At 65.4% G+C, this 12,654-nt stretch carries 12 protein-coding genes and 1 pseudogene; 12 read left to right on the top strand and 1 reads right to left on the bottom strand.

Annotated elements, in window-relative coordinates; genetic code table 11:
• Nucleotides 1-55: 55 nt before the first annotated feature.
• The 8 genes and pseudogenes from ABT375_RS11420 to ABT375_RS11455 all read left to right on the top strand — a co-directional run bounded on the left by ABT375_RS11420 (nucleotide 56) and on the right by ABT375_RS11455 (nucleotide 9,755).
• Complete coding sequence (locus tag ABT375_RS11420) at nucleotides 56-1,447, top strand: tyrosine-type recombinase/integrase (RefSeq protein WP_416462490.1); 1,392 nt, start codon at nucleotides 56-58, stop codon at nucleotides 1,445-1,447.
• A complete protein-coding gene (locus ABT375_RS11425; RefSeq protein ID WP_416462491.1) occupies nucleotides 1,444-3,231 on the top strand; it encodes a hypothetical protein in 1,788 nt (595 codons plus the stop codon). The genes ABT375_RS11420 and ABT375_RS11425 overlap by 4 nt, the downstream gene beginning before the upstream one ends.
• Entirely contained in the window at nucleotides 3,228-5,453 is a 2,226-nt protein-coding gene (locus ABT375_RS11430) for an integrase (RefSeq protein WP_416462492.1), read from the top strand. Before ABT375_RS11425 ends, ABT375_RS11430 begins: the two co-directional genes overlap by 4 nt.
• 44 nt (nucleotides 5,454-5,497) lie before the next feature.
• A complete protein-coding gene (locus ABT375_RS11435) occupies nucleotides 5,498-6,400 on the top strand; it encodes an ArdC family protein (protein ID WP_416462493.1) in 903 nt (300 codons plus the stop codon).
• A gap of 56 nt (nucleotides 6,401-6,456) precedes the next feature.
• Nucleotides 6,457-6,735: pseudogene (locus ABT375_RS11440) on the top strand (zincin-like metallopeptidase domain-containing protein); the annotation flags it as partial.
• On the top strand, nucleotides 6,732-7,166 hold the full coding sequence (locus ABT375_RS11445) for a DUF2958 domain-containing protein (protein ID WP_416462494.1): 435 nt from the start codon (nucleotides 6,732-6,734) through the stop codon (nucleotides 7,164-7,166). The pseudogene ABT375_RS11440 and the gene ABT375_RS11445, both read left to right, overlap by 4 nt.
• Before the next feature lie 120 nt (nucleotides 7,167-7,286).
• Nucleotides 7,287-9,203 (top strand): ParB/RepB/Spo0J family partition protein, encoded by a 1,917-nt coding sequence (locus ABT375_RS11450; RefSeq protein WP_416462495.1) that lies wholly within the window; start codon nucleotides 7,287-7,289, stop codon nucleotides 9,201-9,203.
• Between the two features lie 108 nt (nucleotides 9,204-9,311).
• Nucleotides 9,312-9,755 carry a hypothetical protein gene (locus tag ABT375_RS11455; RefSeq protein ID WP_416462496.1) on the top strand — a complete coding sequence of 148 codons (444 nt, stop codon included), beginning with the start codon at nucleotides 9,312-9,314 and terminating at the stop codon, nucleotides 9,753-9,755.
• 57 nt (nucleotides 9,756-9,812) lie between these two features.
• On the opposite strand, the gene ABT375_RS11460 is transcribed toward ABT375_RS11455, so the two are convergent.
• On the bottom strand, nucleotides 9,813-9,986 hold the full coding sequence (locus ABT375_RS11460) for a hypothetical protein (protein WP_416462497.1): 174 nt from the start codon (nucleotides 9,984-9,986) through the stop codon (nucleotides 9,813-9,815).
• A 708-nt stretch (nucleotides 9,987-10,694) separates the two neighbouring features.
• On the opposite strand from ABT375_RS11460, the gene ABT375_RS11465 reads away from it, so the two are divergent.
• The 4 genes from ABT375_RS11465 to ABT375_RS11480 all read left to right on the top strand — a co-directional run bounded on the left by ABT375_RS11465 (nucleotide 10,695) and on the right by ABT375_RS11480 (nucleotide 12,585).
• Nucleotides 10,695-11,015, top strand: coding sequence for a DUF736 domain-containing protein (locus ABT375_RS11465; protein WP_416462498.1), 321 nt, complete (start codon nucleotides 10,695-10,697; stop codon nucleotides 11,013-11,015).
• A 166-nt stretch (nucleotides 11,016-11,181) separates the two neighbouring features.
• Entirely contained in the window at nucleotides 11,182-11,406 is a 225-nt protein-coding gene (locus ABT375_RS11470) for a helix-turn-helix transcriptional regulator (protein WP_037474231.1), read from the top strand.
• A complete protein-coding gene (locus tag ABT375_RS11475; RefSeq protein WP_416462499.1) occupies nucleotides 11,399-11,983 on the top strand; it encodes a S26 family signal peptidase in 585 nt (194 codons plus the stop codon). Before ABT375_RS11470 ends, ABT375_RS11475 begins: the two co-directional genes overlap by 8 nt.
• Nucleotides 11,971-12,585, top strand: a complete 615-nt coding sequence (locus ABT375_RS11480) for a lytic transglycosylase domain-containing protein (RefSeq protein ID WP_416462500.1) — start codon at nucleotides 11,971-11,973, stop codon at nucleotides 12,583-12,585. Before ABT375_RS11475 ends, ABT375_RS11480 begins: the two co-directional genes overlap by 13 nt.
• The last annotated feature ends 69 nt before the right edge of the window (nucleotides 12,586-12,654 follow it).

Below are 12,654 nucleotides of genomic sequence, written 5' to 3' on the forward strand. Positions count from 1 at the left end.
CGCAACGTGCGCGATCTGGAGTCGGGAGGGGGTCCGGGGGAGGGACTGGCAAGCTGTGGATACTTCAGACACGTCGATCGTCATTCAGGAACGCCGGGCAGCGGATGGCCTGGACTCCTACATCCCGGTGATCCTGCAAAGTGGAGAGATTTACGATCCAGACCTCGACCGCTACTTTCTCGATCTGCCGCTGAACGGGGCGCGTTCGCGCCATTCGCTGCGCGCCCACGGTTATGATGTCCTGGTCTGGGTTCGCTTCCTCGCCTCCGCGCGCGGCAAGTCTGTCTGGCAAGCCGATACCGATGATGTCGGTGCCTATCATCGGGCACGTCGGCGTAGTGACGCTGAGTTCCGGGTTTCGGCGTCGACGTGGAACCGGGCGATTGCCTCGCTCGACAAGCTTTATCGATGGGCCGAACGGGAAGGCCTGATCGAGCGCACGCCCTTTACCCACCGGCAGATCTGGAGAAGTTCGCACGGAGGGCGTCGAGCGGCCGTCACGGGCCGCAACGACGCCTATGAACGCGCGGCCCGCCGGTCCGATGTTCGCTTCATCGATCTCACCGATTACCGCGCCTTCCGCGAGGTCGGCCTGCGCGGCCTGACCGTAGAGGGAACGGAGCGTCCTGGAGCACGTGACCGCAATGGCGCGCGCAATGCGCTGTTCGCCGATCTTCTGGTCACCACCGGCCTGCGCTTGGAAGAGGCATCCCACCTGCTCACTGCCGAGATTCCGGTTGGCGATGCCCGCGCAGAACGGCAGCGGCGGGTCGAACTTCCGGCGGCACTCACCAAGGGAGACAGGGGGCGTAGCATGTTGCTGCCGCGCCGTTTGTTGCCGATGTTTGACGCCTATATTGCCGTGGAGCGAGCCGAAGCCGTCGCCAAGTTTGCAAGACGCCGTGGCTGGGAAGCCATCGACCGCCCGATTTTCATCCACCGCCCCTTATTCGGGCCGCGCGCATTGCAGCTGGTTGGCGGTGGCACGATGGACATGGAGGTCGTCACACCGGATGAACGCGCCAGGCTTGTTATTTGCGCTGACGATGGCACGCCCTGCGAAGCAGCGGTGCTCTGGCTTACCGAGGTCGGGCATCCGGTGCTCCCCAACTCGTGGGAAGCGATCTTCGCGCGGGCGAGCCGCCGCTGCACGGATGCCGGCATCCCGGTCCGGGTCAGCCCCCATCAACTCAGGCATTCGTTCGCGGTCCACATGCTGGCCATGCTGATCCAGCGCCGCCTTGCCGAGGCGGCGGCACAGGTGGGCGCCGTGGAAGGCTATCGCCAGTTGGTCGGCGATCCGCTTCAGCAGGTCCAGCGACTGCTCGGCCACTCAAGCCTCGCCACGACCTCGATCTATCTCGATCATCTTGCCACGCGTGCCGATACCGTCGATGCAGCGGTTGAAGAGCTGTTGGCACTCGTACCGGGCTATCTTCCATCATGACCGCTGCTCCACGCAAAGGACGCAAGGTCAGTTTCGAGGCCGCCGCGACTGCGCCCGAGGCCGATCCATGGTCGCAGATCAGCACGCTGCGCTTCATGATCGATCCGCCATACGGCGGCGAGTTGCTCGTGGATTTCACCAGCTTGCGGCCCCGTGGCCTGGCTCTCGCCTTTGCACGGGGCCTGTTCATGCTGGTCGCTCCGCGTGGCCCCATCATGGTGCGCTCGTCGATCAAGACATACGTCACACAGTTGCCGAGCTTCTTTGCCTATCTTGCCGGGACAGGCGACCGGATCAACGGCCCGGCAGACCTTCGCGCCGACCATATCGATGGGTTCGAGAGGTGGCTCGCCGCGAAGGGTAAGTCGCGCGTGCACGGGCCGACCTATGTCGCCAAGGTGGTTTCCGTCCTTCGCCGGATTGCGGCCGATAGCCCCGCGCTTGTCGAACCTGGCTTGCGGGAACGGCTGCGCTACGTCAGCTCGCACCCCCACGTTCGCCCCCGTCCACGTGATGCCTACAGTCCGTATGTTGCTCGCCAACTCCGCGATGCAGCACGCGCCGATCTTGTTGCTATCGAGGCGCGCTTGCGGTCGGGGTCGCGCTTCGACGAGGAGCCGGAGATCGAAGGTGCTTACCGCCAAGCCCACGCGGCGATCGAAGCGCGCGGTGTGCTGCACTACCGTGACCCCGCATATCAGAGCCTGTATAAGCTGCGGTGGATTCGCGAACTGAGCAGTGCAAGGTTCAACCTGAGCCTCCACGCTGCCCACTACCTTACCGCACACGACGTCGTGCCGCTTCTCGTTCTGCTCTCGCTGGAGACGGGGCTCGAGCTGGAGTGTTGCAAGTCGCTCACCATCGACTGCTTGCGCAACGCTTCGGGTGGCACCGTCGATGTCGCCTATACCAAGCTTCGCGCCCACGGTGCCGAACACAAGACCATCCGGGTCCGTGATGGCGGCTCATCGACACCGGGCGGCCTGATCCGGCGGATCATCGCACTCACCGCCAAGGCCAGGGTGCATAATTCCAGCGACAACCTTTGGGTCTATTATCAGACCAACGAGATCACCGCTGGTATCCGCCATCCGCGCATGACGATCGACGCCTGGACGCAGCGTCACGGTATTGTTGATGACGCCGGTGGACCGCTATTCCTGCGCCTCTCGCAGCTGCGCAAGACGCACAAGGCCTTGTGGTACCTCAAGACTGAAGGGCACATGGCCCGCTTCGCCGTCGGCCATACCGCCGAGATCGCGGCACGGCACTACGCCGATATTCCGGCACTCAGACCGCTGCACGAGCAGGCCGTGGCGGATGCCCTCGAAGAAGCGCTGACCGGTCCAAGGATACTTCCTCCCTCGGACGAGGAGCGGCTGCGCGGCGCGTTGGCGAGCCCCGATCCGGATTATGAAGGCATCTCGCGCGCACTTCTCGACGGCGAACAGGACGTCTGGCTTGCCAGCTGCGGCAACTTCTATTCCAGTCCCTTTGCATCTGCCGGTACCGCGTGCCCCACGCCATTCTGGGGTTGCCTAGATTGTCGCAACGCGGTCATCACCGCGCGCAAGCTGCCCGCCATCCTCGCGTTCCTCTCCTTCGTCGACGGTCAGCGAGCAGGCCTCAGCGCGGCCGAGTGGGCAGCCAAGTTCGGCCATGCCCGTGACCGCATTGTTCAGCAGATCCTTCCCGCCTTCGCCGACGATGTCGTGACAAGGGCCCGGGCGCAGGTCACGGCCGAACCTCCCACGGTCTATCTGCCGCCCGAGGCCCGGGCATGACTGCTTTACAGATTCTGGCCGAGGGCCGCGATGAACGTGATGCCCTCCCGGTGCTCCTGTCCGCACCACTGCGGCCCGACTTCGATCGCGCACATATCTCTCGATACGGTGATCCGGTCTGGGATCTGGCTCCCGGCGTGTTTCGCGATAACGCCCGGCGCTGCCATATCACGGTACATTTCGATGGTATCGACGACCCATCCATCGCCGATGCCCTGCGCCAGATTCTTCATGCACGTCTCAATGTCGATCTACCCGGCCACCGTTCACGGCTTGAGCCGGCGGGGGTGCGCGGCGAGGCCAACCGTACCTTGCGCTTTTTCGACTTCGTGAAGGCTCAGCTGGGTCGTTTCGATCTCGGCCGGGTCGATCAGTCGTTGGCTGATCGCTACGCCCGCTCTTTGCGCCTTGCCGGACTGCGTCCGGTTGCGGCGGCAGCGCTGCTGCGGATAATCTTCGACCTGCATGAGTTGCGGCACCATCTGCCGATTGCGCGCCTGTCCTTTGAACCGTGGCCGGGGCGCAGCCCTTTCTCGGTAGCAGGAGCAAAGTACGTCGCCGGAGAGAACCGGACGCCGCGTATTCCGGAAGCGATCATCACCCCGCTACTCGCCTGGTCGCTGCGCTACGTGACCTGCTATGCAGATGACATCCTCGCCGCGCGGGCGGAACTCGATCGCCTTGAAGCAAAGCGCGACCGTCTGGTTGCCGCTGAGTCAGGTCTTGATCACGCGGATCGTCGGTCGCGGCAACGCCAACGTCTCAACACCTATATTGCCGCCTTGCGGCGGCAAGGGCGCGGGATTCCGATCTGGACCACCCCACACAACGGCACAACGCGGATCGATCCACAAAGCGGCGAAGTCACACCGCCGATCAACTACCACCTGATCCACCTCCACGCCGGCATCGACGCGCAGGCCGAACCTGCCATGCACCTTGGCCTCACCACCGGCGCGCCGAACCTCATTGCCATCGCCATTGCAGAACTCGGCACCGAGATCGGCGGGATGGATACAGCCATTTCCACCGATCCCGATACTGGCCTGCCCTGGCGCACCCGCTTCGATGCCAAGGTCCTGGCTCTCGAAGAGGTCATGCTGCAGTCGGCAGCCTACGTCGTTTGTGCCTATCTCTCAGGCATGCGGGACAGCGAGATCCAGGCGATGAAGCGGGGATGCCTGTCCGTCACCAGATCAGAAGATGGTGCGATCTTGCGGCATCGCATCAAGTCTACCGCTTACAAGGGCAAGCGCGGCGGCGGCGAGGAGACCGAGTGGGTTACCATCGCACCGGTCGCCGAAGCCATCGCTGTCCTCGAACGCCTTTCCGCGCGGGCGGGGCAAGCGCGCGGGACAACGACCTTGTGGCCGGTCCTCGCGCTTCGGGCCAATACCAAGACACACGTTTCTGCAGAGATCGTCCGGCAACTCAACCGGTTTCGCGATCATCTCAATGACCGGTTCGGAACGGCTGAGGCACCGATCATTCCTGCCGGACCCGATGGCGCGCCCTGGCGTCTGACCACACGCCAGTTTCGCCGGACCATCGCCTGGCACATCGCCAACCGGCCCTTTGGGACGATTGCCGGCATGATCCAGTACAAGCACGCCAGCGTTGCGGCGTTCGAAGGCTATGCCGGCAGCAGCCGGTCCGGATTTCGCGGAGAGATCGAAGCCCAGCGCGCGCTTGGCCAGATCGACGATATCCTCGTCTACTTCGACGAGCGGCAAGGTGGTGCGCGCCTTGGCGGACCTGCCGCGAACAGGATCGGAGCCGCACTCGATACTGTTGGCCACGAGTTGGCGCCGCTACCCGCCATGATTGCCGACCGGCCCCGGATGCGCACGATGCTCGGCAGTCTCGCGCGGACATTGCATGTCGGCCCGCTGGCCGATTGCTTCTTTGATCCGGCAACTGCCTTGTGCCTCAACCGGATTTCGGAACCGGGTGCGACCGGACCAATGATCGCCATGTGCGAGCCGGTCCGCTGCCCCAATGCCTGTATTGTCGAACGGCATCGCCCGGCCTGGCAGCGCGGAGCTGACGAGGCGCGGCTGTTGCTGCGCGAGAAGCGGCTTCCAGAACCGCAGCGGGTAACGCTTCAGGCCGAGGTGGCAAGGATTGAGCGTGTCCTCGAACAGATCGCGCCCGGTGCCGCCACACCTCGGAGTGGTGTGGCGGGAGAGGGAGAGGAGGCCGGTTTTCGGGTGACGGGCTGAAGGAGTGGAAGAGAGTTTCCCTCCGCCCGTCGTGGAGACCCGCCATGTCCCGATCCCACCCTGCGACGCCGCGAGCCGACGTCTATTCGCGCATCACCACCGAGATTGTCTCTGCCATCGAAGCCGGTGCCGGAGACTGGCGCATGCCCTGGCACCATGATGGCGCTGCCACGACCCGTCCGCAGAACGTCACCTCCCGCCGTCGCTATCGCGGTGTCAATGTGCTCGCGCTCTGGATTGCCGCTGAAGCCAGCAGCTATTCCAGCGGTCTTTGGGGGACCTATCGCCAGTGGGCAGCTCTTGGCGCACAGGTCCGCAAGGGTGAGCGCGGAACCACCGTCGTGTTCTGGAAGCAGGCCGCATCGCGCGCCGATGATGATCATGACGACGGCGAAGCCGGCCCCGGCCGCATGTTCGCCCGGGCTTTCACCGTGTTCAACCTCGCACAGGTCGAGGGCTATGAACCCGCACCTGTTGCGGTATTGCCCGAGTGTGAGCGGTTCGCGCATGCCGAGGCATTCGTCGCGGCTCTGAAGATTCCGATCACCGAAGGCGCCTACGATGCGCACTACCGGATCGATCTCGATCACATCTTCATGCCAACCTTTTCCGCGTTTCGGGATGCATCGGCGCAGATGGGCACCCTTCTGCACGAAGCCGGCCACGCTACGGGCGCAAAGCACAGGCTCGACCGCAATTTTGCCGAGAGGTTCAAGCGCGACAGTCTGGCGATCGAGGAGATCTGCGCCGAACTGACAGCATCGTTCGTGCTCGCCGACCTCGGGATCGCCCACCATCCGCGCGCCGATCATGCCGCATACGTGGCATCGTGGTTGCGCGTGCTGAAGGACGACCCTCGCGCCATCTTCACCGCCGCCAGCAAGGCACAAGCCGCAGCCGACTGGATGCACGCCCAGCAAACTCAGCCCGAGGAGTTGGCGGCATGACGCGCGTCCGGAAAATTGGCGGTGGAAGTCAGATTAGGGCTGGACTGTCAGGATATGTCGCCGAAATGGGTTCGGCCTTTCTCTGCGCCGCGCTCGGCATCGTCCCGACCGTCCGTCATGCCGATTATCTCGGCAGTTGGCTGGACGTGCTGCGCGAGGACAATCGCGCGATCTTCCGCGCCGCCAGCGCCGCCAGCAAGGCCGCCGACTGGTTGCTGGCGCGGCACGCCGCCGCGCAGGTCGCGGCGGTTCAGGCCGAGGCCGCCCAAGGCGACACTTCTCGCGAGGACACCGGCGAACGCCAAGCTCCGCAGGACGAAAGGCTCTCGGCATGATCCTCCTGACCCCCGAGCTTCACGCCGCGCTGCGCGTGAATGCCGCAGCGCACTGTGATGCGATGCAAACTGGCACCCACGAACCCGACCCCGCGCCGGTCGTCAAATTCTTCAATCCCGTGGGCGCGGCAACATGGCTGGCGACCGAGCTGTATGATGATGGTGACACGCTATTCGGGCTGGCCGACCTCGGTTTCGGCTGTCCCGAACTGGGCTGTTTCAGCCTGTCCGAACTGGCGGGCATCCGGCTGTCGTTCGGCTTGCAGATCGAGCGCGATATCGGATTTTCGACGACCGTCAGCCTGTCGGTCTGGGCCGACACCGCGCGTCGCGCCGGTTCGATCAGCCAAGCCCAATCCATCATCTGGCGCATTGAAGCCGCGCCGGTCCCCGATCTTCCGACCGATCCTAAGCCAGGGAAAGGCGGATGACGCGCGGCGCGTCCCGTCGCAAGCCTCGCCGGGGAGGTCAACGACCCCGGTAACCGGTCCCGACGCGGCGAAACCGCGAATCCCGTGGCGACGGGACCGGCACTCACAAGGAGTAGACCCATGAAACTCGATTTTATCCCGCTCGACAAGCTGGTCGTGAGCAAGGCCAATATGCGTTACAGCAAAAAGGCCCCGGACGTGTCCGACATCCTGCCGACCGTCCGCAGCCGTGGCGTCATCCAGCCGGTCATCGTCCGTCCCAATCTCCGTCCTGAGCCTGTCGGGCCGAAGGCGACCGAAGGTCAACGGTGCGCGCCCGATGGCTATGAGATCGTTGCCGGAAGCCGCCGCTTCCACGCCGCGAAGATCGTGGCCGAGGAACGGCGGGCGGCGGGCGATATGACGCCGGAGCCCCAAGACTCCATGCTGCCCTGCGCGATTCTCGACGAGGGCGACGACGCCGCTGCCATCGAGGCGTCGATGATCGAGAACATGGCGCGACTCGACCCCGACGAGGTGACGCAATGGGAGACTTTCACGCGCCTTGTCCGCGAGGGCCGCAAGGTGGAAGACATCGCCGCGACGTTCGGATTGCCCGACCTCACCGTCAAGCGCGTGCTGGCGCTCGGCAATCTGCTCCCCGCCATCCGCGATCTCTATCGCAAGGAACAGATCGACGCGGCGACCGTGCGCCATCTGACGATGGCGTCCAAGAGCCAGCAAAAAGCATGGCTGGCACTTGCCGACGACGAGAATGCCTATCTGCCGACCGGCCACCAGTTGAAATCATGGCTGCTGGGCGGGCAGTCAATTCCGGTGAAACATGCGCTGTTCGACGTGGAGGCAAGCGGCCTTGCGACCATCGCCGACCTGTTCGGCGAGGACCGTTATGTCGCCGATGCCGATGCTTTCTGGATGGCGCAGAATGCGGAGATCGAGGCACGCCGCGCCGCCTATGTCGAGCAAGGCTGGGCCGACGCGATCATCGTGCCACCCACGACACATTTCTCGACATGGGAATATGAGAAGGCGGGCAAGCGCAAGGGCGGGCGCGTCTATATCGACGTGCGCGCGACCGGCGAGGTGATCGTCCATGAAGGCTATGTCTCCGGCAAGGAAGCCCGCCGGATCGCCAAGGCCGAGGGGTCCGAGAACGGGACCGGCCAGAAAGCGGCGCGGCCCGAAATGACATCGACGATGCAGACCTATGTCGACCTGCATCGCCACGCCGCCGTCCGGTCCGCGCTCACCGGCCATCCGGCCATCGCGCTGCGCTTGATGGTGGCCCATGCCATCGGCGGTTCGCATCTGTGGCGCGTCACGCCCGAGCCGCAATCCACCCGCAACGATGAGGTGCGCGACAGCCTCGACAACAGCCAAGCCGAGGCGGATTTCGACGAGCGCCGCCGCGCCATGCTGGCGGTTCTCGGCTTTTCGCCTGAGGAACCGACCGTGACCGGGGGCAATGGCGACGACTATGGCGTCGTTGGCATCTTCCACCGGCTACTCGACCTTCCCGATGCGGTCGTCATGGAGGTGATCGCCATCGTCATGGGCGAAACGCTGGCATCGGGCAGCGCCGCCGTCGAGGCAGTGGGCATGGAGATCGGCGTCGATATGGCCCGCTGTTGGCAGGCCGACGACGCCTTTTTCTCGCTTGTCCGCGACCGGGAAGTGTTGACCCGGATCGTCGCCGAGGTGGCGGGCGAAACCGTAGCCAGCGCCAACCGGCAAGAAAAGACCAAGACCCTGAAACGCATCGTCCGCGATCATCTGGACGGCACCAACGGGCGCGACCAGCGCGAAAGCTGGGTGCCGCGCTGGATGGCGTTCCCGCCCGCCGCCTATACGGCGCGTGGCGGCGTCGGCACCGTCGCGGCCCATGCCAAGGCGCAGGCGGCGCGCGAGATCGAGCGACGGACGCCGGGCGACGACGAGCCTGATCCGACCGCACCCGGCGCGGTAATGGCCCTGCCGGTCGAAGGGAGTCCCGTGCCTCCCTTCAACGAAGACGAGGCCGACCGCCTCGCCGCCTGATCCCCTGCGGGCGGCGGAAAAGCCGCCGCCCGCATCCTTTTCGTTCACGAAAATTTGGCCGCGCGCCCTCGCCCTGATGGGCTCGGGCGCGCGGGAAAGGAGACCATCATGGCCGACCGCGTATCCGCGAGCATCACCATCGGCGGCACCCTGCCGCTATCCCTGCTGCCCGACCTTACCACTCTCGTTCAGGCAGAAGGACTGTCCACCGAATGGGACGGCGAACCCTTCACGCTCACGATGTTTCGCGAGGGCGTGCCGCTCGAACTCATGGCGCATGAAGTGGCCTGGGGCCGGTTCGCGCACCTCGAAACATGGTGCGTCGAGCATGGCCTGCCATTTACACGCTGGTCGGGCGCCTATTGCGGTCAATGGGGCGCCGAGCGCGTCGTGTTCACCGGCGCGGGCGAGGTGCAGTCCTATGCCGCCGACGAGGACGATTATCTCCTGATTGGCCGTTGCACCGTCGAACGTCTCGGCAGCTACGAGACGATCCTCGCCCACTTCGCGGCGGGCGATTTCGCGGTTCCGCCGCTGCGGCTGATGCCCTGAATATCGGCCGCGCCCCGGCCTGCTGGCGCGGGCAGGGGCGCGGCTATTCCATCATCCTCATAAGCGTGCGCGCGCACCAGTCGGGCTTGCGCTGCCAGCGCGGCCACCAGCGCGCCCGGTCGCCACCTGTTCGGACGCGACATCGCGATCGGCCAGCGTCAACCGTGCAACCGTGCGATTATAGCTGCGCCCGACCCGCATGATGGTGACAGTCCGGCCGTCGAGCAGCATCCGCGCGCGCGCCTTCGCGACCCGGCCTAGCGCAATTTTAGCCCTGCATCTGGCCTGTCCCGTGTGTGCTGCCAGCGCGTCGATCCCCGCGATGCGAGCGCCAAGCCACACTCCAGCCGGAAGGTGTCATCATCTGTGCCTAGCCGACGCGCCCTTGGCCCGGCGGCGCGGCGGCAATCCGAATGAGCGTGGCGCAGCCTGTCGGAAGGCGGAGGATCGTCATCGACATGTCACTCACCTCTATCGCCTTTTACCCCGGACGCGAAGCTCTGACCGGCCGTCATCGGCCACACCGACGATAATGGCGGCAGCCTTGTCGTGCGTGCGTTTGGACGGTCGATCCGATGGCGGTGGTGCGTCCGCGCAGTCCAAGACCAATCCATCGCGAGGGATGAACCGGCGGCATTGTCGTCGTCACCACTGCCGTGTCCTGCACCGTTTCCGGCTCCTCGGGCGCATGACCTGGGACGGCCGCAGTCCCGCGAAACCATCGCCATGCGGCTTATTTCCCCGCCCGCGCCCACCCCACGCGGCATGCCGCGTGGGGTGGGCGCGGGCTCCTCGCGGTCGCTACGCTCTCAAATAAGCCTTCGGCTCCGGTCCTCCGCTGCCGCTCCGGCCTGCCGGTTCGCGGGCCTGCTGTGACCGTCCCTCCGGTCCGCCCATCGCCCGGAAACGGTTTGGGGCGACTTTTTAAGGAGACGAACAATGCCAGCCATCGGTTATGTCACCCGCGACGGAAACGGCTTCAAGGGTCAGCTCAAGACGCTCTCTATCCGCACCGACATTGAGATCATTCCCAACACCCGCAAGTCCGGCGACACCCAGCCCGACTATCGCGTGTCGGCAGCCGGCGTCGAGGTCGGAGCGGGATGGATCCGGCGCGGCGAAATGAGCGGCAAAGACTATGTGTCGCTGTCGCTCTCCGCCCCCGAATTCGGCCCGCGCCGACTCTACGCCAATCTCGGCCGCGCTGCGGGCCAAGACGATGACGACGCCTTCGCGATCATCTGGAACCCGGCCGACTGAGCGAACTGCCCCGCGCCCGAAATGGGCGCGGGGCATCGTCGCCAGACCAAAACAGGGAGGTCGCAATCGCATGGGTCGATTTGCGACCCTGCCTGAGAGGACCGGATCGATCCAATCCGCACCTCTCAGCCGACGCAGGGTGCATCGGCGCAGATGGACCTTCATCATGGACGATACCGCGACACGTGCGCAGGCCGCGCGCGAAACCTGCCCCTTCCTCACCGCCAAGCAGGCGGCCTTTCATCTTGGCCTTGCCTACTCGACGCTCAAGCGCCTGCGCCAGACAGGCAAGGGGCCGACGTGCCGCCTGCATGGGCGCACCTGGCGCTATCATATCGACGATATCGAGACGTGGTCGGCAGCCCGCGCGCGCGGAGGCGATCATGGTTGAGCCCCGGATTCGTGATCGACCGCTGCCACTCTTCGCCTGGTTGGAGGTCCGGCGCGCCGCCCATGTCCGCCGCCTGCGGCTGCGCCGCCGCGCTGCGCTGATCGCCGCTGGCATCGCCTGTCTCGGCCTCACGATCGCGCTGCCGCCTGTGCCCCGGCTCGTCTGGAACGCCAGCGCCAGCGCGCCCATCGGACTCTATGCCGTGTCGCCCGGTGCAGCGCTCCAACGCGGCGACATGGTGATTGCCTGGCTGCCTGTAGAAGCGCGGCAATTGGCTGCACGCCGCCACTATCTGCCGTCCAACGTGCCGCTGGTGAAGCGCGTCGTCGGCGTGGCCGGGGATCGAATCTGCGCGGTCGATCGCGTGGTGACGCTGAACGGAAGGGCGGTAGCCATCCGCCGCGCCGCCGATGCGGAAGGCCGCGATTTGCCCGCGTGGCAGGGGTGCATCCGGCTGGGACCGGGGATGGTCTTCCTGCTCATGACCGAGACCCCGGACTCGTTCGACGGGCGCTATTTCGGGCCGACGCTGGCGCAGGATGTCATTGGCAAGGCGACCCCGCTGTGGCTGCGCTGAGGACGCTCGCGCTCGCCGTCGCGCTGTTCGTCGCGACCCCTGCCGCTGCCGATCCACTTGATCGCTGGCGGGTGGAGATCGCCGAGGCGTCCGCGCGGTTCGGCGTGCCGGTAGCGTGGATCGAACGGGTCATGCGTGCCGAAAGCGGTGGCCAGACCATGCTTGGCGGGCGACCGATCACATCCCGCGCTGGCGCTATGGGCCTTATGCAACTGATGCCAGCGACATGGACGGCGATGCAGGCGGCGCACGGCCTGGGCGGCAATCCCCATGATCCACGCGACAATATTCTCGCAGGCACCGCCTATCTACGCGCGATGTATGACCGCTTCGGCTATCCCGGCCTGTTCGCCGCATACAATGCCGGTCCCGGCCGTTATGCCGCGCATCTTGCATCAGGCCGTGCGTTGCCGGCCGAGACGCGCGCCTATCTAGCACAAGTGTCGGGGACGCCCTCGAGGCCGCCGCAATCCCTTCCGCAACAGCCGCCACCAGCACTGTTCATCGCCCTTCGCACCAGCAGCGCATCCGTCACTCCATCACCATCACGCGCGCCAGACGAGCCGCCAGATATGCTGTTCGCGATCCGCGCACCCCGTTGAGCTTGCATAGGCGGGAGCGTCGAAGTGTGTGGGCTGCGAGGGCATCGCGCGATCTCGGACGTTGGAGGG

Origin of the sequence: Sphingomonas sp. VDB2, assembly GCF_047946695.1 — a bacterium.
In the GTDB taxonomy this organism is placed as follows: Bacteria; Pseudomonadota; Alphaproteobacteria; order Sphingomonadales; family Sphingomonadaceae; genus Sphingobium; species Sphingobium bisphenolicum.